The organism is Caulobacter sp. 602-1, assembly GCF_003931565.1.
Lineage (GTDB): Bacteria > Pseudomonadota > Alphaproteobacteria > Caulobacterales > Caulobacteraceae > Caulobacter.
Map to the genome: position 1 here is coordinate 121,382 of NZ_RRYI01000005.1, position 19,789 is coordinate 141,170.

16 protein-coding genes are annotated in these 19,789 nt (G+C 68.5%); 10 read left to right on the forward strand and 6 right to left on the reverse strand.

Annotated features, from left to right (window positions below):
* The first annotated feature begins 200 nt into the window (after positions 1-200).
* Positions 201-3,218 carry a carboxypeptidase regulatory-like domain-containing protein gene (locus EIK80_RS15955; protein WP_233586707.1) on the forward strand — a complete coding sequence of 1,006 codons (3,018 nt, stop codon included), beginning with the start codon at positions 201-203 and terminating at the stop codon, positions 3,216-3,218.
* Positions 3,219-3,326: 108 nt separating this feature from the next.
* The gene (locus EIK80_RS15960) at positions 3,327-4,082 is read left to right on the forward strand and encodes a DeoR/GlpR family DNA-binding transcription regulator (RefSeq protein WP_125158012.1); all 756 of its coding nucleotides are present in this window, start codon (positions 3,327-3,329) and stop codon (positions 4,080-4,082) included.
* Positions 4,083-4,113: 31 nt separating this feature from the next.
* Here the strand turns inward: EIK80_RS15960 and EIK80_RS15965 are convergent, their stop codons facing one another.
* On the reverse strand, positions 4,114-4,488 hold the full coding sequence (locus EIK80_RS15965) for a hypothetical protein (RefSeq protein ID WP_125158013.1): 375 nt from the start codon (positions 4,486-4,488) through the stop codon (positions 4,114-4,116).
* Between the two features lie 447 nt (positions 4,489-4,935).
* Here EIK80_RS15965 and EIK80_RS15970 point away from each other — a divergent pair, with 447 nt between their 5' ends.
* Positions 4,936-5,637 (forward strand): VIT family protein, encoded by a 702-nt coding sequence (locus EIK80_RS15970; RefSeq protein WP_125158014.1) that lies wholly within the window; start codon positions 4,936-4,938, stop codon positions 5,635-5,637.
* An 18-nt stretch (positions 5,638-5,655) separates the two neighbouring features.
* Here the strand turns inward: EIK80_RS15970 and EIK80_RS15975 are convergent, their stop codons facing one another.
* Genes EIK80_RS15975 through EIK80_RS15995 form a run of 5 tightly spaced genes read right to left on the reverse strand, consistent with a single transcriptional unit; the run spans position 5,656 to position 9,911 of the window.
* Positions 5,656-6,309 carry a lipopolysaccharide assembly protein LapB gene (locus EIK80_RS15975; RefSeq protein WP_199743506.1) on the reverse strand — a complete coding sequence of 218 codons (654 nt, stop codon included), beginning with the start codon at positions 6,307-6,309 and terminating at the stop codon, positions 5,656-5,658.
* 18 nt (positions 6,310-6,327) lie between these two features.
* On the reverse strand, positions 6,328-7,080 hold the full coding sequence (locus EIK80_RS15980) for an SDR family NAD(P)-dependent oxidoreductase (RefSeq protein ID WP_125158015.1): 753 nt from the start codon (positions 7,078-7,080) through the stop codon (positions 6,328-6,330).
* The gene (locus EIK80_RS15985; protein WP_233586708.1) at positions 7,073-7,741 is read right to left on the reverse strand and encodes a TenA family transcriptional regulator; all 669 of its coding nucleotides are present in this window, start codon (positions 7,739-7,741) and stop codon (positions 7,073-7,075) included. The genes EIK80_RS15980 and EIK80_RS15985 overlap by 8 nt, the downstream gene beginning before the upstream one ends.
* Positions 7,738-9,204 carry an AMP-binding protein gene (locus EIK80_RS15990; RefSeq protein ID WP_125158016.1) on the reverse strand — a complete coding sequence of 489 codons (1,467 nt, stop codon included), beginning with the start codon at positions 9,202-9,204 and terminating at the stop codon, positions 7,738-7,740. Before EIK80_RS15990 ends, EIK80_RS15985 begins: the two co-directional genes overlap by 4 nt.
* On the reverse strand, positions 9,201-9,911 hold the full coding sequence (locus tag EIK80_RS15995) for a thermostable hemolysin (RefSeq protein WP_233586786.1): 711 nt from the start codon (positions 9,909-9,911) through the stop codon (positions 9,201-9,203). Before EIK80_RS15995 ends, EIK80_RS15990 begins: the two co-directional genes overlap by 4 nt.
* Before the next feature lie 171 nt (positions 9,912-10,082).
* Here EIK80_RS15995 and EIK80_RS16000 point away from each other — a divergent pair, with 171 nt between their 5' ends.
* The 7 genes from EIK80_RS16000 to EIK80_RS16030 all read left to right on the forward strand — a co-directional run bounded on the left by EIK80_RS16000 (position 10,083) and on the right by EIK80_RS16030 (position 19,780).
* Complete coding sequence (locus EIK80_RS16000; RefSeq protein ID WP_125158018.1) at positions 10,083-10,610, forward strand: RNA polymerase sigma factor; 528 nt, start codon at positions 10,083-10,085, stop codon at positions 10,608-10,610.
* Positions 10,611-10,707: 97 nt separating this feature from the next.
* On the forward strand, positions 10,708-11,691 hold the full coding sequence (locus tag EIK80_RS16005) for a FecR domain-containing protein (protein WP_125158019.1): 984 nt from the start codon (positions 10,708-10,710) through the stop codon (positions 11,689-11,691).
* A gap of 59 nt (positions 11,692-11,750) precedes the next feature.
* Positions 11,751-14,144 carry a TonB-dependent receptor domain-containing protein gene (locus EIK80_RS16010; RefSeq protein ID WP_233586709.1) on the forward strand — a complete coding sequence of 798 codons (2,394 nt, stop codon included), beginning with the start codon at positions 11,751-11,753 and terminating at the stop codon, positions 14,142-14,144.
* Between the two features lie 192 nt (positions 14,145-14,336).
* Entirely contained in the window at positions 14,337-14,966 is a 630-nt protein-coding gene (locus EIK80_RS16015) for a GntR family transcriptional regulator (protein ID WP_158624706.1), read from the forward strand.
* Positions 14,967-15,054: 88 nt separating this feature from the next.
* Positions 15,055-17,484 carry a TonB-dependent receptor gene (locus EIK80_RS16020; protein WP_125158022.1) on the forward strand — a complete coding sequence of 810 codons (2,430 nt, stop codon included), beginning with the start codon at positions 15,055-15,057 and terminating at the stop codon, positions 17,482-17,484.
* Between the two features lie 35 nt (positions 17,485-17,519).
* A complete protein-coding gene (locus EIK80_RS16025; RefSeq protein ID WP_158624707.1) occupies positions 17,520-18,416 on the forward strand; it encodes a PHB depolymerase family esterase in 897 nt (298 codons plus the stop codon).
* A 26-nt stretch (positions 18,417-18,442) separates the two neighbouring features.
* Entirely contained in the window at positions 18,443-19,780 is a 1,338-nt protein-coding gene (locus EIK80_RS16030) for a DUF1254 domain-containing protein (protein WP_125158024.1), read from the forward strand.
* The last annotated feature ends 9 nt before the right edge of the window (positions 19,781-19,789 follow it).

The following is a 19,789-nucleotide window of genomic DNA, read 5'->3' on the forward strand; positions in this document are numbered from 1 at the left end:
TTCCGTGTGGGGATTTGAGAGGTTTGTGGCCAAGGTGCTCGCAAATCGCAAGCCAATCTCGCGTGACATGAACATGAAATCAACAAATGTCACATCACATCCACAAATCGCGCCTAAGGGAGACCGTGGCGAGGGGGCGGCGGCCGGCAGGACGGTCGCAACGCTCGTCGGGCACAAATTTCTCTTTGGGAGAGTCGGTCGTGAGGCAACACACTCGAGCCGGGCGGCGCCTGAGCGGCGTCATGGCGCTGCGGGCGCTGGCCCTGGTCAGCACGAGCATTACGGCGGTCGCGCTGATGACGGCGCCGGCCTTCGCCGAGGACTACACCAACGTCCAGGCTTCGGGCCGCGTGCAGTCGGCCGAAGGCAAGCCGATCGCCGGAGCGGTGGTGCAACTGACCTCGGAAAGCCTGGGCGTGAAGCGTGCGGCGACCACCAACGCCAGCGGCGCCTATGTCATCCCGCAGCTGGCCCCGGGGGGCTATGCGGTGTCGGTGTCCGCCGACGGCTATGACGCCTACACGGAAAGCGGCGTGCTGATCAGCCGCGCGGGGGCGTCCAACCTCTTCACCCTGGCGCCCGTCGGCTCGGTCGAGGCCATCGTGGTCAAGGCCGGGCGCATGCGCACGCCGGACTTCGAGATCACCACCACCGGCGCGGCGATCGAGATCGGCGAACTGGTCGAGCGCGTGCCGGTCGGCCGCTCGCTGCGCGACATCGCCTTGATGTCGCCGGGCGTCGTGCAGGGCTCGTCCTCGGCCAACGGCAGCTTCGCCAACCAGATCTCGATCTCGGGCGCCAGCTTCATCGAGAACGCCTTCTTCGTGAACGGCCTGAACATCACCAACTTCCGCATGGGCCTGTTGCCCGTGGAAGTGCCGTTCGACTTCTACAAGTCGGTGGAAGTGAAGACCGGCGGCTATCCGGCCGAGTTCGGCCGCTCGACCGGCGGCTTCGTCAACGCCGTCACCAAGTCGGGCACCAACGTCTTCCACGGCGGCGTGACGGCGACCTGGGAGCCAGGCGACCTGCGCGACAGCGCGCCTAACACCTTCCGCAACAATTTCCAGGACTCCACGTCCAGCCGCGAGGAGTGGGTGGCCGAGCTGGGCGGGCCGATCATCAAGGATCGCCTGTTCTTCTACGGCCTCTACAACCAGCGCAAGCTGAAGAGTTTCACGCCCCAGGCTACCGGCGCCAACGCCACCCGGGTCAGCGACGACGCGCCGTTCTGGGGCGGCAAGCTGGACGGCTGGCTGACCTCCAAGCAGCACCTGGAGTTCACCTATTTCGACACCACCAAGGACGTGCGTAACCGCAGCCTGAACTACGATCCGACGACCAAGACGGTCGGCGCGGAGACGGGCGGCACCAATCAGCGCTCGGGCGGCGAGAACTATATCGGCCGCTACACCGGCACCTTCACGCCCTGGTTCACCCTGTCGGCGGCCTATGGCGTCAACAAGTTCCGCGACGGCCAACTGCCGCTGGATACGACCCACGAGCAGGTCGTCGACTACCGGACCAACACCGCCGGGGTGAATATCGGCCTGAACAAGGTCACCGACGCCCAGTCGTTCAATGACGACAAGCGCACGTTCTATCGCGCCGACGCCGACTTCAACTTCGACCTGTTCGGCGCCCACCACCTGCGCATCGGCTACGACCACGAAAAGAATACGGCGACCCAGTTCTTCGAGACGATCGGACGGGGGGCCTTCAAGCTGTACCGCTCGAACGGTTCGGACCAGAGCAATCTGCCCGCCGGCGTCGAGTACGTGACGACCCGCGTCTATCGCAACAGCGGCAGCTTCGGCACCGTCAACCAGGCCTTCTACGCCCAGGATCAATGGTCGCTGTTCAACGACCGCCTGCAGGTCGAGGCGGGCGTCCGCAACGACCGCTTCGACAACCGTAACGCCGAGAACAAGAGCTTCTACGATCCGGGCGACCAGTGGGCGCCGCGCCTGTCGGTCTCCGGCGATCCCTTCGGCGACGGCAAGTCAAAGCTGTACGGTTTCTTCGGCCGCTACTACCTGCCGCTGCCCAGCGACCTGTCGCTGAAGTTCGCCGGCTCGCTGGTCACCTACACCCGCTACAATCTGCTCAACGGCGTCGGCGCCAATGGCGACCCGTCCATCGGCGCGGCGATCACCACGGCTAACGGCGTCTCGGCCTGCCCGGATACGGGCGTGTCGAACTGCCTGGTCTCGGCCTCGGGCCTAGTGGCCGACACCGCCGAGTCGATCGCCCATAACCTCAAGCCCCAGTCGGCCGACGAGTTCGTGCTGGGCTATGAGCGCCGGGTCGGCGACCTGATCAAGGTAGGCGCCTATTTCACCCATCGCGAGCTGAACAACATCGTCGAGGACGTGGCCATCGACACCGGCGCGCGCGCCTATTGCGTGAAAGCCGGCTTCAGCGCCGCCCAGTGCCAGTCGAGCTTCGGCGGCGGTCGCCAGTGGGTGATCGTCAACCCGGGCGAGGACGTGAAGATCCGCCTCAACAGCCTGCCCGACGGCTCAAAGCCGGTCGTCACCCTGTCGGCGGCGGACCTGACCTATCCCAAGCCCAAGCGCGACTACAACGCCATGACCTTCACCTTCGACCGGGCTTACGACGGCCAGTGGTCGGTGTCGGGCTCGTACACCTGGGCCAGCCTGAAGGGGAACTACGAGGGCGGCGTGCGCTCGGAGAACGGCCAGCTGGCGATCAACACCACGGCCGACTTCGACTCGCCGGGCTTCCTGAACGGCGCCGACGGCTACCTGCCCAACCATCGCCGCCACACGTTCAAGGCCTATGGCAGCTACAAGGTCAACGACTGGCTGACCCTGGGCGGCAACGGCCTGGTCCAGTCGCCGCGCAAGTACAGCTGCATCGGCATCGTGCCCAAGGCCGTCGACGCCACCGCCTATGGCTATCAGGGCTACGGCTTCTACTGCCAGGGCAAGGTGGTCGAGCGCGGCTCGGCCTTCGAGGGCGACTGGGTGACCCAGTTCAACGCCTCGGCGGTGGTGACCTTGCCGACGCCGGGCGACCGGTTCGACGCCTCGCTGCGGCTGGACGTCTTCAACCTGTTCAACTCGCACGCGGTGACCGCCTATCACGAGTTCGGCGACGTGGGCGGCAGCGGCGCGGCGGACACCAACTTCCGCAAGCCGGTCGATTACCAGACCCCGCGCTACGCGCGGATCCAGTTGCGCGTCGCCTTCTAGGACGCGCGCGTCCCCGGCCGGTCTCCCCAATCCCCGCCGGCCGGGGGCGCACTTCATCTATCGGGACTCACGGCATAGTGTCGCGCGGCCCGCGGAGACGGACAGAGAATGCTCAAACGCTACGATCGTCAGCGCGATATCCTGAATCTGCTGGAGCCGAACCAGACGCGCGCCATCACCGACATCGCCAAGGCGCTGTCGGTCTCGGAAGAGACGATCCGGCGCGAGCTGCGGGTGATGGAGGAGGCCGGGACGATCGTGCGCCTGCACGGCGCCGTCCGCCTGCCGCCGCAGGAGATCGAAGGCCCGTTCGATCTGCGCATGCAGAAGAACGTCGCCGGCAAGACCCGCATCGCCGAGGCGGTCGTCAAGTTCATCTCGGACGGCGACACCCTGTTCCTCGACAGCGGCTCGACGTCCTGCTTCGTGGCCAAGGCCCTGGGCGAGCATCGCCAGCTGAAGATCATCACCAATTCCCTGGCCGTGGCCCAGGCGGTGCGCAAGGATCGCGGCCACACCCTGTTCCTGGCCGGCGGCGAGCTGAACGCGGCCTACCAGTCGTTCTCCGATCGTTACGCCCAGGACTTCCTGGCGGGCTTCCGGCCCAGCCTGTCGGTGCTGACCGTCGGCGCGGTCAGTCTGGAGCATGGCCTGATGGACCACTCGCCCAGCGAGGCGATCATGAGCCGCATCGCCTATTCGACGGCCAGCCGCGTGCTGCTGGCGGTGGATGAGGGCAAGTTCGGCCGCATCGGCCTGGTCCACACCGCCTCGTTGAAGGATGTCGACATCCTGGTCACGGACGCCGCGCTGAGCCCGGCGTTCCAGGACGCCTTTTCCCATGCCGAGGTCGTGGTGGCCTAGGGACCGCCGCCGGGCCTGTCGCCATCGGGCCTCAGGTCGACGGCGCGGCGCTTTGACGCCAGGCGCGCGTAGCGAATTCGACGCTCCACAGCGCCGCCAGGATCGTCGAGACGACGAGCAGGGCGTTGAAGCCGCGCTCCCAGATCAGGCGTTGGTCCACGGCCTTGATGGCGGGGAGGGTGGTGCAGCGGCCTTCCGCCTTCACGGGGGACGGACCCTTGAGCGCTTCAAGACGGGCCAGGCGCTCGCTGGTGGCGCGCACTTCGACGCACCGCGTCCAATCCCCCCCGAGGGCGATGGCGTAGGACTTCAAGGGCGGGTCGCGCAGGAGGTCCGTGACGGAAAAGCCTACGGCGCCGACATAGGCCATCGCGCACAGCGCCATCAGAAGCTTTCGGCTGACCACGTCGACATTCCAATTCTGGCGGAGGCGGAAAACCGCGGAGAGCGTCGGTCCGAACCCTTGGGCCGCCCGGCAATTTGCTGGTGGTGTGGTGGGCGTCCCCGGCTTCGGGACCTTGGACCGTTCGCGGAGGAACCTGTCCGAATGGCGTGACTTCGCGCCTCGGGGAGCTCGTAGCACGGACAGCCCCGAAGCGGGGAAATGATTGCGATCTCGGGGGTTCCGGATCGCGCGATCATCTCAGAGCCGAGGACCACCCCCGCGCCAATCCCATCCGCCGTCGTTGAAGCGAAGTCTCCCGGCGCGGATGAAAAACGCACAGCGCTTTCAGGAGGCGGGCCGTGCGATGCGAGCGGGCTTTGATCTTCGTCATGGAGTCGGTGAATGTCGGGGCCAAGCTCGTCCATCCGGCGAGTCGACGTCCGGGGGGACTCGGCCAGGAGGCCTAGAATGCGCGCTGTCTATCGCCATGTTGAGCGTCACCGCGTGTCGCGGATCGGCTGGCTGCGCGCCGCCGTGCTTGGCGCCAACGACGGTCTGGTGTCCACCGCGAGCCTGATTGTCGGCGTGGCGTCGGCCGCGAAGTCTCCGGGGGAGGTGGTCGTCGCGGGCGTCGCCGCTGTTGTGGCCGGCGCGATGTCGATGGCCGCGGGCGAATATGTGTCGGTGAGCTCGCAGGCCGATACGGAAAAGGCGGAGCTGGCCCGTGAGGTCGCCGAACTCCGTGATCTGCCCGAAGCCGAGCACGAGGAACTGGCCCAGATCTATATCAGCCGCGGCGTCGAACCGGAAACCGCGCGCCTGGTCGCGACGCAGCTGATGGCCAAGGACGCGCTCGCGGCGCACGCCCGCGACGAGCTGGGCCTTTCGGACTTGACCGGCGCCCGGCCGGTCCAGGCGGCGTTCTCGTCCGCCGCCAGTTTCGCCGCCGGGGCGGTTTTGCCCCTCGTGGTCGCGGTGGCGGCGCCGCGCGCGATGCTGAGCGGCGCGGTGACGATCGCCTCGCTCTGCGGCCTGGCGATCCTCGGCTATGTCGGCGCCAAGGCCGGCGATGCGTCGCCTTGGCGGGGCGTCGTTCGTGTCACGCTGTGGGGCGCGGTGGCGATGGCCGTGACGGCCGTCATAGGGCGCTTCGTGGGCGCGGCGATCTGATCGCCACGCCCACGCTATCTAGCGCAGCTTGGCCTGGGCCTGGCTGAGAAGGGCCGACGCCTGGGCCTTGCGGCCCTTGTCGGCGATCTCCCGGCCCGGACGCGGCGGCGCGGCCAGCGCCTTCTGCAGCGCCTTGCTGGCGCCGGCATAGTCGTTCTGGCGCATCAGGAAATCGCCGTAGAAGAAGTTGGAGTCCACGCCGTTGGGATTGGCCGCGAGGGCCTTCTGCAGATAGCTCCGCGCCTTGGCGGGATCGCCGAAGCCGATCGGGAAGCCCGGCACCTGGGCGTAGAGCGAGCCCAGGCTGGTGTAAACGGAGCCGTCCCCCAGCGCGTTGGGATTGATCTTCTCGGCGCGTTCCAGAAGGGACCTCGACTCCTTGGCAAGGGCCAGTCCGCCGAGCCCGCCCTTGGCGCCGGCCTGGGTGGCCTTGGCGATGGCTTCCCAGACGAGGGGCTCGGCGCGGCCGGGGATCTGCTTGGCCAGGGCGTCGGCGTCGGCGGCCACCTGCGCGGCGGCCGCGCCCTGGGCGCCCTTGTCGGCGATCTCATAGTTGGCGTGGGCCCAGGCGCGGGCGAGGCCGTCCAGGCGGGGGTCGAGCGCATCGGCCCGGGCGGCGCCGGCCGCCAGCGAGAGGGCCAGGCCGAAGGCGACGAGGGATTTCTGAATCATGGCGATGTCCTGGAGTGATCAGCGCGCGAACAGCTGCGCGGCCTTGCGGTCGTTGGCGGAGAGGGCGCGGTCGACGAGACCGGGCAGCAGGGCGTTCAGGCGAACGAAGAAGGCTTCGGGGAAGCCCAGATACACGTCGCGGCGTCGCGCCCGGATGGCCGAGACGATCCGTCTGGCCGTGGCGTCGGGCCGGTCGATCTGCATCTGGGTGAGCTTGGCGAACTCCAGCACCCGATCCGACACCATCGCCGTCCGCACCGCGCGGGGCGCGATGTAGGTCACATCCACGCCCGTCCCAGCCACCTCGCGCCGAAGGGCCTGGCTGAACCCGCGCAGTCCGGCCTTGGCGCTGGAATAGCTGGCGAAGTGGGCGAAGTTGATCGAGCCGAAGATCGAGCCGATGTTGACGATCTGCCCCGCCCCGCGCGCCTTCATGCCGGGCAGCACGGCCTGAGTCAGCCGGACGGGCGCAACCAGGTTGACCATGTAGCCGGCCACCAGGCTCTCAGAATCCTCCGTCTCGACCGGGCCGAAATGCTGGACGCCGGCGAGGTTCACGAGGATGTCCCAACGGCGCTGGCCAACGTCCTTGGCGGCCGCTTCAATGCTGGCGGGCGTCGAAAGGTCATGGGGCAGAAAGTCCACGTCGGCGTCCGGGCGGTTTCGTCCGAGCGCCGTGACACGCGCGCCTTCGTCGACCAGTTGCCGGGCCACCAAGGCGCCGAGGCCGCCCGAGGCCCCGGTGACGAGAACGGTCTTGTTCTCAAGCATGGGCCGTTTCCCGGACGTGCGGGATCGAGCGGAACACCGCGGCGAAGCGCTGGAAGATCGCCTTGGCGACCTCGATGATCGCGGCCTGGTCGGCGGGATCGTCGACCTGGTTCATCAGCGTCTCGAAGAAGCTCAGGTGCTCGATGTCCAGCGCTCCGTGTGAGGTGAGGTAGCTGAAGCACTCCGGACCCAGGCCAAGGTTCTTGGCGACCGCCTCGGCGCCCTGCGTCGCGAGCCGAACGCTGGTGCCTTCCAGCACGAAGACCATGCCAAAGAAGCCCATCGGGTTGGCGTTGCGGATATAGTCGTAGGCGTAGTCGGTCATCGCCAGCGTCGCCGGACGTGGCGCGCCGGCGCGAACGGCTTCCGGATCGCCGCCGCAGTTCTTGATGTCGCTGAGGATCCAGTGTTCGTGGCCGGTCTCTTCGGCGATATATTCGTCCAGGGCCTCCACGAAGCGTCGGTGAGCCTCGTCCATGCCGGCGCGGGCCTCGCGCATCAGCGGCACGGTGTGCTTCACGTGATGATAGGCCTCGGTCAGGTAGGCGATGTAGGTCTCGCGCGAGATGCGGCCCGTCAGGCCGTCCTGAATCTGCGGCGTCGAGGCGAGCTCCATCTGTCCGTCGACCGTTTCGGTCACGAGGCGTTGATAGAAATTCACGCGAGATCTCCTGTCGTGGAAGCTTCCATGAAGTCCCGGTAGCGGGCGCCGAGCACCGCGCGTCGAGGACGTCCGTTGTTGGTCAATTCGCCAGCGGCGGGGTCGAAGGCGTCGCGTGCGAGCCAGCGGCCGATCCGGGCGTAGGGCGGAAGGTTGGCGTTGGCGCGGGCGACGGCGCCCGCGATCGCCGCTTCGTCCATGCCTGGGATGAGGGGCACGATCAGCGCCGAGAGCTCGGCCTGGGCCTCGCCCAGCACCACGGCCTGGCGGATCTCGGGCTGGGCGGTCAGCTCGCTCTCGACCCATTCGGGCGCGACGTTGCGGCCGTGGCTGGTGATGATCGTGTTCAGGCGTCGGCCGGAAATGCGCAGGAAGCCGTCCTCGTCGATCTCGCCGAGATCGCCCGTGAAAACCGGGCCGTCGTGCGTAGAGCCGCCCGCGTAACCGAGGAAGCCGGAGTTCTCGACGACGATCTCGCCCTCGCGGATGGCGACGCCCAGGTGGGGCAGGGGGCGTCCGACCGTTCCCGCCTTGCGCGCCGACGGCGTATTGAGCGCGACGACGGAGGCGCATTCGCTGAGGCCGTAGCCCTCGTAGACCGGCAGACCCAGCTCATCGGCCCGGGCCAGCAGCGACGGCGCGACCTTGGCGCCGCCGACGGCGACCAGGGTCAGGTCGGGCAGGCGTACGCCGGTGAAGGTCATGACCATCATCAGGGCGCGCAGCAGTTCGGGCACGAGGATCAGGCTGTTGGCCCGCTGTTCGGCGATCGCGCCGGCCAGCTTGGGCAGGTCCGGACGGAAGGGGTCGGCCAAGCCCAGTTGGTCGGGCGGCAATATGTGATAGCGGCCGCCGGCCAGCAGGGTGGTGTAGAGACCGGCCACGTTCTCCAGCAGGATCGACAGCGGCAGCAGAGGCAGGTGCAGGCCGGCATAGTTCGCGCCGATGGCCTGAACCAGGGAGCTGGCGACCGCCTCCATGTGCTGGCGCGACAGGCAGACGCCCTTCGGCTGGCCGGTGGAACCGGATGTGTAGGTGATCTTGGCGGTTCCGGCGGGCAGTCGCCGGTCCGGCAGGGACAGCGGCGTCACGCGCAGCGGCGACCCGGCGATGCTCAGGTCGCCATTGGCGGCGTCGGAAAGCTCGACCAGCAGGCTGGCGCCCGCGTCGGCCATGGCGTGCTGGCGCTGGGCGTCGGTGAAGAAGCCCGGCAGCGGAAGACTGGCCCAGCCCAGGCGGGCCAGGGCGAGGTCCAGAATGACCCAGGCCGCCCCGTTCGGCAGGCGTACGGCGATCGGCGAGCCTGGCCTGACGAGCGGAGCCCAAAGGAAGAGATCCCGCGCCGCGGCGGCGATGGCGGTCTCGAGCGCGCCGTAGCTGAAGGCGCTGGTCTGGTCGCTGAGCGCGATGGCGCCGTCACCGAGACGCGCGCGCTGAGCGATGGCGGCGAGGACGAGGCTCATGGACGATCTCCCAGGCGGGGATGCAAACGGGAGCAGGCGCCTTGGATCGGCGGCGGCTGGGTCATCAGCAGTTGAGCGAGCGGTTCGAGTGTGGGGGCGATGGCGCCGGCCAACACCTCCGGATCGCGTTCGTAGTAGCCGCCCCAGTCCTTGACCTCCGGGCCCAGTCGCGCGGGGTCAGCCGGCGTCAGCCGCCGGGTTGGAAAGCCGACGCGACTGAAGGTCCGGCGCAGCTGTCGCGTCGCGGTGGCCACGGCGTGCTCGCATCCCGCGTGGTGCAGATGGCGCGCCAGGGCCATGAAGAGGAACAGGGACGCACCGGCGCTCTGGGACGCCAGGCTGCCGATCTCGGCCACTTCGTCGCGACGGGCGGCCGCGCCGGTCGCCGCGCGAAGGGCCGTCTCGATCGGCTCGTCCAGATAGCGTTCGAGGAACAACGGCGCCTCGCTCGCGAGCCGAAAGCCGACGGCGGCGTGGATCCGGCCCGCGGCGTCCTGCACGCTCATCAGGGTCGGATAGTGGGATCGGATCCGGCTGCCGAACGCCTCGGCGTAGGTCGCCTCGATATAGGCTTCCACCCGCAGACGCTCGGGACGGAAATGGTTGTGGATCGAGATGATCCGCGGCTCGACGGACGTGAACCGGCGCACGCGGTCGGCGTCGAAGCACAGGCTGCCGACGCGGGCGCCGTCGTTCATCATCATCACTTCCAGCAAGGGGATCTCCTGTCCGGCGCATGATCGAGCGCTTCGACCGGCAAGGACGACGTCCTTCGAGGGGCGCCTCAAAGCTTTCGACGGTTGCGCGGCGTCCGCGGTTCGGAAAGATTGTCGCAGGCGCGGATTCTGCGCTGACCCCTCGAGGAGCGCGACCGCGCCTTGGACGACACAGACGTCCATCCCCTGCTTTCCGCCTATCTGGAGCGGCGCGAGAGCCTGCTGCGGTATTTCCGCGTGCGTCTGCGGTCGGACGAGGCCGCCGAGGATCTGGTGCAGGACATCTATCTCAAGATCGTCGATCGGCGCGCCGAGACCATCGACAACCCCGTGGCCTATCTCTACCGCCTGGGGACGAACCTGATGCTGGATCGGATCAAGGTCCGGCGAAGGGCCGAGGCGCGCGACGCCCAATGGCGCGGAGCGCATGTGTCGGACATCGGCGGCGACCAGGTCGTTGACGAGGTTCCCGCGGACCAGGCCACCGCCGCCAAGCAGCAGCTTTCCCGGGTCCTGGAGGCGGTCGAGGCGATGCCGCCGGCCGCGCGGGAGGCGTTCCGCCTGCACAAGCTGGAGGGCTTGAGCCATGCCGAGACCGCGGCGGCGATGGGGGTCTCGCGGTCCAGCATCGAGAAATACATGATGGCCAGTCTCAAGCTGATCGTCGCCAAGGTCGGGCGATGGCCATGAGATCGACGCGCGAGATTTCTTTGAGGCGCCGGCCGCTTTATGGCGTCTTTGGGGCGAACGGGAAGGCTGACGGCCTTCCAAGACACGGCGAAGTCCTATGAACGGTCAGGATCGAGAGACGAAGGAGGCGCTGCGCGACGAAGCCGTCGCGTGGCTGCTCCGCGTCCAGTCCGACGCGGCGACGGCCGAGGACTGGATGGCTCTGACCGACTGGCTCGAGGGCTCCGAAGCGCGGCTTGCCGCCTTCGAGGACGCCGAACTGATCATGGCCGATGTCGATCTCAGGAAGGCCGAGATCGCGGCGGGGCTCGCGCCCGAGGGACCGAACGTCATCGCGTTTCCAAGACGGTCGGCGCGGCCGGCCCGGCGCGTCTGGATCGGCGGCGCGATCGCCGCCTCGCTGGCGGTCCTGGTCGGCGGCCCGGCGCTCTGGCAATCCGCGCGGGGCGAGCAGGTCACCTACGAGACCAGGCCGGGCGAGATGCGTCGGATCGACCTTTCGGACGGCACCCGGATCACGCTGGACGGCGGCTCCCGGCTCAGCGTTCGACTGGGGTGGCGAACCCGCCGAGTCGAAATGGGCCTGGCGCAGGCCAGTTTCGACGTCGCGAAGGATCCCTCCCGGCCGTTCGTGATCGGGGTGGGCGACCAGCGCGTGCGGGTGGTCGGCACCGAATTCAACATCCGCCACGATGTCGGCGGCGTCCGGGTCACCGTGCGCCGCGGCGTCGTCGAGGTCGCCCAGCGGGACGGACGGGGAGGGCCGCCGAGCCGTCTCACCGTGGGTCAGGAACTGCGTCACGATCAGGGCGCGGCGCGATCGGAGGTGCGGCGCGTGGAGCCCGATGGCGCGTTCGCCTGGACCCAGGGGCAGCTGATCGCCGACAATGAGACGCTGGGCGATATCGTCGCCGACCTCAATCGTCGTTTCGCGACGCCGGTGCGTATCTCGCCAGGGGCGGCGACCCGGCGCTTCTCCGGCGTGATCGCCCTGGACGACCAGGAGACCGCGATCCGGGCGATCGCCGCCTATGCAGGCTTGAGCATTGATCGCGCGAACGGGGAAATCATCCTAAGGTGACCTCCTGACCGTCTTGGAGGGGCGTGACTTTGCGTAACCGCGCGTGGCGCCGCCTAGGGATGGCGTCGGCGATCGGCCTGACCGTCGCGCCGCCGCTATGCGCCCACGCAGGCGAAAAGGTGGTCTTCTCGGCGCCCGCGGGGCCCTTCAGGGCGGCGGCCACGGCGTTCGCGTTGCAAGCGCATGTTTCGATCGATCTGAGCGCGGCCGAGGGATGCGGGCCCTCGCCGGGCTTTTCGGGACGCGCGTCTCCCGACACGGCGCTGAGAGCGCTGTTGCGCGGCACCGGGTGCGATGCTCGCCGGATCGCGCCGAGGACCTACAGGGTCGTACTCTTGCCGCCGGCGCCGACAGCGACACGGTCGCGCGTCACGGCGGTGGTCGAGGCGTCGACCGAGACGCCGCTTCCGCTGTCCGAACTGGTGATCGTCGCCACCCGTCGACTGGCGGTCGCCGACCGTCTGGCCTATTCGGTCAGCGTCCTCGACGCGCGCGCCGCGGCGGCCCGGGGCGTGCGCGACGCCACCGATCTGGCGCTGACCGTTCCCTCCATGACGGTGACCAACCTGGGCCCCGGACGGGACAAGGTCATCCTGCGCGGCCTGTCCGACGGACCGTTGACCGGCCAGACCCAGTCGATGGTCGGCATCTATCTCGATGACGTGCGGCTGACCTACAACGCTCCCGACCCCGATCTGCTGATGGTCGATATCGGGCAGGTCGAGGTGCTTCGCGGTCCCCAGGGCGCTCTCTACGGCGCGGGTTCGCTGGGGGGCGTCCTGCATCTGACGACGCATCGTCCGGACCCCGGGGCCTTCGACGCCTGGGCCTCCGTCTCGGCTTCGACCACCCGCGGCGGCGAGGCGGGGGGGCTGGCGTCGGCGATGATCAACATGCCGCTGCTGCATGGCCGCGCCGCGGTCCGGCTTGTCGGCTACGCCGAACGCCAGGGGGGCTATGTCGACGATCTCGGCCAGGGGCGCGCCGATGTGAACGCCACGCGTCGCACGGGCGTCCGCCTGACCGCGCGGACGATGCTCGGCCCCGACTGGAGCGCCGAGGCCGGTCTGGCCGCTCAGGCGATCGATTCCGAAGACACGCAGTACGCCGATCGGGGGGGTGGGGCCTATGCGCGCCGCAATCGGATCGCCGAGCCGCACGACAACGATTTTGTCGAGGTTCATGTCGGCGCCCAAGGTCTTCTTTTCGGACAGGACGCGAAGTTCACCCTCGCCGCCGTGCGGCATGATCTGTCCAGCCGCTACGACGCCAGCGCCGCGCCGCCCGTCGCGGTTCCCGCCGGCGCGGCGATAGCCTTCGACGAGGACAACCATGTCGGCGCGGTCGTGGCCGAGGCGTCGCTGGCGTCGCGGCCGGAGGGGCGGATCCAATGGCAGGTCGGCGCCTTCCTCGCCCGTACGCGACAGGGACGCGATGGCCTGATCCTCCTGGCCGATCGGCCTTCCGCGCCGCTGGTCCGCGAAAAGCGCCGTGACGTGCTGGGCGAGGGCGCGCTCTTCGGCGAGGCGATCGGCGATCTCGGCGGCGGCTGGAGCCTGACGTTGGGCGGTCGACTGTTCGCGACGCGGTCGGAGGCGTCCAGTCGCGCGGCGATGACAACGACGGGCGCCGAGGCCACGTTCCGCGACGCACGGAGCTATGTCGGCTTCGCGCCCAAGGCGGTGATGTCGTTCGCGCCGAGCGCCGCGACGCTGATCTATGTCCAGGCGGCCGAAGGCTATCGCTCGGGCGGCTTCAACACGGCGGTGATCCCGAGCCAGACCTTCGATAGCGCCGGCGGCGAACCGCAGCGACAATACGACGGCGACGAGCTGTGGAGCTACGAGGCCGGGGCGAAGGGCGTGTGGCTGGACGGCCGGTTGCGCCTGCGGGCCGCCGCGTTCCTGGCGTCGTGGAAGAACATCCAGAGCGATCAGCTCTTGCCCTCGGGGCTGCCGTACACGGCGAACCTGGGCGACGGCCGCAACGTCGGGCTGGAGTTCGAGGGGAGTTATGTCCACGAGGGGCTGCGGCTGGACGCCAGCTTCCTGCTGAACCATCCGGAACTCGAAACCGTCAACGCCGCCTTTCCCGGCCGCAAGGACCTCGGGCTGGCGGGCGTGCCGCAAGGCTCGGTTTCGCTCGCGGCGAACTATGAGCGACCCGTGGGCGAGGGGTGGCGCGCGAGCCTTGACGTCCGGGCGGCCTATATCGGCCGTTCGCGCCTGAGCTTCGACGGGGCGACCGCGCCGTCCATGGGGGGCTACGCCACCACCCGCGTCGCCGCGCGGCTTCGCTCGGAACGCCTGAGCCTGGGCCTGGCGGTCGACAATCTCTTCGACGGCGCGGGCGATACGTTCGCCTATGGCAATCCATTCACCTTGAAGCTGTCGCCGCAGAGCACGCCGCAGAGGCCAAGGACGATCTCTCTTGAGATCCGCGCGCAATACTGACGATCGACGGTCCAGCGCGGAGACCGGCGTGGGAAAATGGCGATTCGCTCGAGCCGAAAGTGTCCGCCGCCGGGTGGTTTCGACCGATGCTACGCTCTGAAGAAGAACCTTGCTACGATCAGGAGCGATTCAAGATTGTCAGCAATGTCCAAAGCGCCACCCCCACACCTGCAGCAGAAGCGAAATCGATCCGTGGCCGACCGGGTCGCGCTGGATCTGGCGTACCTGATCGAAACGGGCGTCTACAAGCCGGGCGATCGCCTTCGAGAAGTCGAGCTTTCGGAACGGTTCAAGGTCAGCCGCGCGCCCGTGCGCGAGGCGCTGCGCATCCTCGCCACGCGCTCGGTGGTGCATATCGAGCCGATGAAGGGCGCGGCGGTCGCCCGCCTCTCCGACCAGGAGGCGCGCGAGAGCGTCGAAATCAGCGCGGTGCTTTTCGGTCTGGCCGCGCGCAAGGCCGCCGCCGCCAGAAATGATGAAGATATAACAGCGCTTTGGCGGCAGGTGGAGCGCCTGGAGGCGATGACGGGCGAGGGCGTCGAGCCTCAGGAATTCTTTCGCCAGACCCTGCGAGCCGGTCTTGTCGTGCTCGACGCCGCGAGGGGCAGCCGGCTTCGGTCCCTGATCCTGGATGTCCGGACCGGCGCCGCCCATAACTTCGGCCCCTATGGCTTCACCACCGAGGCCTTGCGGGTTCGCGCCGCCCAGCGCTGGCGGGATCTCATCGAGGCGATTGCGCGCGGCGATCAGGACGAGGCCGATCGACAGGCGCAGCTGACCCACGATGACTCCTTAACCGCTGCCCTGAAGGTCACGGCATAAATTGTCGACAATCTGTAGACAATGACGATCGTCTCGGCATAGCCTCCCCCTGACAAAAGGCGCGCAGACGCCGTGAGGGAGGGTAACGATGGGACGAGCTTTGACGGCTACGACCGGCAAGAGCGCGCGCCGCCAGCGCGCGGCGAACAGACTGGCCATGATGGGCGGTGTCGCCATCGCCGTGCTGGCGGAGCTCATGGCGGCGGGCGCGGCCCGCGCTCAGGCGGCGGGCGATGTCGGCGAGGTGGTGGTCACCGCGCGCCGCCGGGCCGAGCAGCTGCGCGATGTCCCCGCGGCGGTGACTGCGATCACCGAGGCCGACCGCCAGGGCCTCGTGCTCGACCGGATGGAGGACTACCTGCGCCAGATCCAGGGCGTGACCCTGGTGACCTCTGGTCCGGAATATCTGAACGACATCTCGATCCGGGGGCAGGGCAGCGGCCGGGTCGGGTTCACCGAGACCGCGACCGGGCTCTATCGTGACGGGCTGTACAGCTCGGGCGGCGGCTTCGGCGGCCGGTCGCTGACGCGCATGGACCTGTTCGACAATTCTCGGGTCGAGGTGCTGCGCGGTCCGCAGGGCGCGCTGTTCGGACGCAACGCGGTCGGCGGCGCCGTGAACGTGATCTCAAACACGCCCAAGCCCGATTTCGGCGGGACGGCGACGGTCCGCCGGTCCGATCCGGATCGCACCGACCTGGAGGCGATCGTCAACCTGCCGCTGACCGACAAGGTCGCCGCGCGGCTGGGCGGGTTCATCAGCGACCAGCACGACGGCTTCATCGTCAACACGACGACCGGAAACTTCACCGACACCCAGGACTCCAAGGGCGCGCGGCTGACGATCGAGGCTCGTCCCTCGTCCAAGGTCACGCTGGGCGCCATGGCCGAATATTACGACAGCAGCGCCGCGGGCTTCACCGGCCTGGCCCGGAGTCCGACGCTCGATCCCGGACCCGACACGCGCGCCAACCAGAACCGGGAAGGGCGGACCGACATCAAGGAGAAGGGCTTGTCGCTGCGCGCCGATGTCGACCTGGGCTGGGCCGATATGGCTCTGCGCGCTTCGCATCGCGAGCGCGACGGCGCGCGCACGAACGAAGATGACGATCACTTCGTGGGCTTGTCGCTGTCGGACGTGGCCCCCGGCGCGGCGGTCGCCTATCCGGACTATTCGCGCCCACAGTTCGAGGACTACCGCCGAGAGGTGCTTCAGGCGACCTTCGCGTCGAAGCCCGGTGGACGCGTCTCCTGGCTGTTCGGGGCGGAGTACCTCAATTCCAGGGACAAGGTCGTCACCGAACCGCTCGATTGCCCCGCCTATACGGGGGCGGCGCAACCCGCGACGCCCGGCTGCTTCGTCGGGACCGCCGCCGTCGGCGCGGCGACCACCTTCTCGGCGGCGGCTCGCCAGGCCGGGCGCGGCACGATGAACCACGACGCCTTCGACGAGAAGGTCGACTCGGTCTCGCTGTTCGGCGCGGTCGAGGCGAAGCTGGCCGAGCGTTGGCTGCTCGGGCTGGAACTGCGGGCGCAGCATGACAGCCGCGACTACGACTTCCAGCGATGGTCGGAGGATCCGTTGGTCTATTTCGGGTCGGGGGCTGTCCCGACCGGTCTGCTCGCGCCCATCGGCGGCTCCGGCGCCACCACGGTTCAGTTCTGTCCGCCGACCCTGGCGGCGCCAGCCTGCGCGGCCGGGAACGAGACGGCGACCATTCGCACCGGTTTCGACAACACCTTCTATACGCCGACCGTATCCTTGCGGTGGAACCTCGCCGACGAGCAGAACATCTATTGGCGCTTCGCCACGGCCTACCGGTCGGGCGGCTTCAACACCAACCTGCCGCCCTCGGTGACCCGCGCCCTGCTGCCGCGGATCCTGCGCTACGACGCCGAATACGCCTACAACTACGAAACCGGCTGGAAAGGGCGTCTGTTCGGCTTCAACGCCGAGGCGGCGGTCTACTACACCTGGACCAATCAGGTTCAGGTGGTCACCGCGCCGGCGGCGGGTTCGAGCGGCTTCATCCTGTCCAACGCCGGCGACGCGCACGTCTATGGCTTCGAGGCCGAGGCGCGCCGGATTTTCCGTGTCGGACCCGGCCGCGTGGTGGCGCGGGTGTCCTATTCGACGTCCGACGGCGCGTTCGAGAAAGGCGCCAGCCTTATCAGCCAGGGCGTCACGGTCGACCTGAACGGAAAGCACGTGCCGCGCCTGCGCGACAACCAGGTCGCCGCCAGCCTGCTCTACACCCAGCCGATCGGCCGTCTGCGCGGCTTCGCGGGTGTCAGCGCCCAGTACGCCCACGGCGGCTTCGAGACCCCGGACAACAGTCGCCCCTACGCCGGTTACACGCTCTACGACGCTCGCCTTGGCGTCGAAGGACAGCGCTGGCGCTTCTCCGTCACCGGGCGAAACCTGACCAACGAGCGCTATGTGCTCAATGTGGTCGGCACCGCCGAATTCTGGAACCAGCCGCGCGTCTACGGCGCCGAACTGACGCTGCGCTATTGAACGCCGGAGCGAGGACCAAAGCGATGAGATCCATCTTGACCGCCATCATCGCCGCCGTGCTGGCGCTGGCCGTTACGCCAGCTTGGGCCCGGGACGAGGCTGCTCCGATGGCGCGAAGCGTCCGCGTGGGCGGCGTGGACCGGGACTATCTGCTCGATACGCCAGCCAAGGCTTCCGGTCCGGTTCCGCTGGTCATCGTTCTGCACGGGGGCGGCGGCAACGCCCGCACCATGACGCCGCGCTGGCTGGACACGGCGCGCCGGGAAGGCTTCGCCGTGGCCTTCCCGAATGGTGTTGGGCGCAACGCCAACATGGGGACGTGGAACGCCGAAGGGTGCTGCGGCTTCGCGATGACCTCGGGCAGCGACGACATCGCCTTCATCGCCGCGATGATCGACGACATCGCCCGCCAGCATCGGATCGATCAGGCCCGGGTCTATGTGACGGGCCTGTCCAACGGCGGCATGCTGACCTATCGCATCGGCGCCGCGCTCGCGCCGCGCATCGCGGCCATGGCTGTCGTCTCGGGCGCGATGTTCGGCGGGGAGACGCCGCCGGCGACGCCCGTGCCGGTGCTGATTATGCACGGAGAGCAGGACGACATCGTGCCATTCAAGGGCGGAACCTCGCCGATGGCGCTGGTGGCCCGCTCCCAGTCGAAACCGTTCCGGGAGGTCGCCTACGCGGTCGACTTCTGGCGGCGCGCCGACGGCTGCGCGGACAAGCCTGCCGTCGAGCCCAAGGGCGACATCACGGTCGAGACCTACGCTCGATGCGCGAAGGGCGGCGAGGTGGTCTTCTACCGTCTGAAGTCCGCGGGGCACGGCTGGCCGGGACCGGCCCGCAATGTCGGCGGCCTGGAGCGCGCCCGCTATGACCAGATCGACGCGACCGAGACCATCTGGCGGTTCTTCAGTCGCCACGCCCGTTGAGACAGGTTTCGTAGGAGTTCCCACCGATGCATCGCCGTCGCCTGATCAAGTCCGCGCTCGTCGCCTCGGCGTTCCTGCCGTCCGGGCGCGCCCTGGCCGCCCTGGCTGCGGAGACGCGGGATCCGTTCGAACGGGCCTTCTTCTTCGCCTTCCCGCTGTATGAGCAGGCGCGCATCGAGCAGGAGCGCACCGGCGCCGTCGGCAAGCCGGGAAAGCTCAACGTCATTTCGCACCGGTCCCAGTTGATGGACCACACCTCCCACCAGGTCACCGCGCCGAACAACGATACGGTCTATTCGTCGATCTTCCTGGAGTTGTCCGGCGGCCCGGTCGAGCTGAATGTGCCCAGTTCGACGGATCGCTACTTCTCCCTGGCCTTCATGAGCGCGTTCACGGACGTGTTCGCCTATGTCGGCACCCGCGCGACCAGGGGACGGGGCGGCCGCTACTGGATCGTCGGGCCAGGCTGGAAGGGCGTCGCGCCGGGGGACGTCAAGCTGATCCACGCGCCGAGCAACGACGTCTGGGCCCTGATGCGCACGCTCGTGGATGGTCCCGCCGACCTGGCCGCAGCCCAAGCCTTCCAGAACGCTCTGACGCTGAGCGTCGCGGCGGATCGTCCGCCCCCGCGCGGCTTCGACGCGGCGGCTGGAGACGTGAACGATCCCGTCAAGTTCCTGTCGCTCGTGAACGAGGTCATCGCCCGCACTGCGGGCGGCGGCGGCCAGTTCGGCCGCGCGAGCCAGTTCACCGCCGAAGGGATCGGCGGGCCCGGCTTGCCGTCGCAGGCGGTGCTCGACCGTTGGCGGACGATGATCCCCGGCGCTCTCGAAACCCTGCGCGAGACCTTTCGCTTCCGAGACTACGCCGTTGACGGCTGGAGCTACCAGCCGCCCGGGATCGGAGACTTCGGGACCAACGATCAGCTGCGGGCGGCCGTCGCCCTCGGGGGCATCGCGGCGCTGGGCGAGGAAGAGGCCATGTACTTCCACGCCAACTTCGACGGCGCGGGAGAGCCTCTGATGGGCTCGACGCCGTATCGCTGGCGCGTTCCGCCCGGCGGCGTGCCCGTCGACGCGTTCTGGTCGCTGACCATGTACGAAGTCACGCCCGAAGGACGCTATTTCTTCACCGAAAATCCGATCGGCCGATACGCGATCGGCGACCGCACGCCCGGGCTGATCAAGGACGCCGACGGTGGGTTCGAGATCTTGATCCAGCGCGATCGCCCGTCGGGCGCCATGGCGGCCAACTGGCTGCCCGCGCCTCCCGGACGCATGCGCCTGGCCTTGCGCGCCTATCTGCCACGTCCTGAGCTCAGAGCGCGGACCTGGCGTGTTCCCGCCCTGCGGCGGGCCCAATAGCCGGGACCG

What these genes read in the sequence shown, in the direction of transcription:
- EIK80_RS15960 (WP_125158012.1), top strand. Translation starts at nt 3,327, where the DNA reads ATGCTCAAACGCTACGATCGTCAGCGCGATATCCTGAATCTGCTGGAG.
- EIK80_RS15970 (WP_125158014.1), top strand. Translation starts at nt 4,936, where the DNA reads ATGCGCGCTGTCTATCGCCATGTTGAGCGTCACCGCGTGTCGCGGATC.
- EIK80_RS15975 (WP_199743506.1), bottom strand. Translation starts at nt 6,309, where the DNA reads ATGATTCAGAAATCCCTCGTCGCCTTCGGCCTGGCCCTCTCGCTGGCG.
- EIK80_RS15980 (WP_125158015.1), bottom strand. Translation starts at nt 7,080, where the DNA reads ATGCTTGAGAACAAGACCGTTCTCGTCACCGGGGCCTCGGGCGGCCTC.
- EIK80_RS15990 (WP_125158016.1), bottom strand. Translation starts at nt 9,204, where the DNA reads ATGAGCCTCGTCCTCGCCGCCATCGCTCAGCGCGCGCGTCTCGGTGAC.
- EIK80_RS16005 (WP_125158019.1), top strand. Translation starts at nt 10,708, where the DNA reads ATGAACGGTCAGGATCGAGAGACGAAGGAGGCGCTGCGCGACGAAGCC.
- EIK80_RS16010 (WP_233586709.1), top strand. Translation starts at nt 11,751, where the DNA reads ATGGCGTCGGCGATCGGCCTGACCGTCGCGCCGCCGCTATGCGCCCAC.
- EIK80_RS16020 (WP_125158022.1), top strand. Translation starts at nt 15,055, where the DNA reads ATGGGACGAGCTTTGACGGCTACGACCGGCAAGAGCGCGCGCCGCCAG.
- EIK80_RS16030 (WP_125158024.1), top strand. Translation starts at nt 18,443, where the DNA reads ATGCATCGCCGTCGCCTGATCAAGTCCGCGCTCGTCGCCTCGGCGTTC.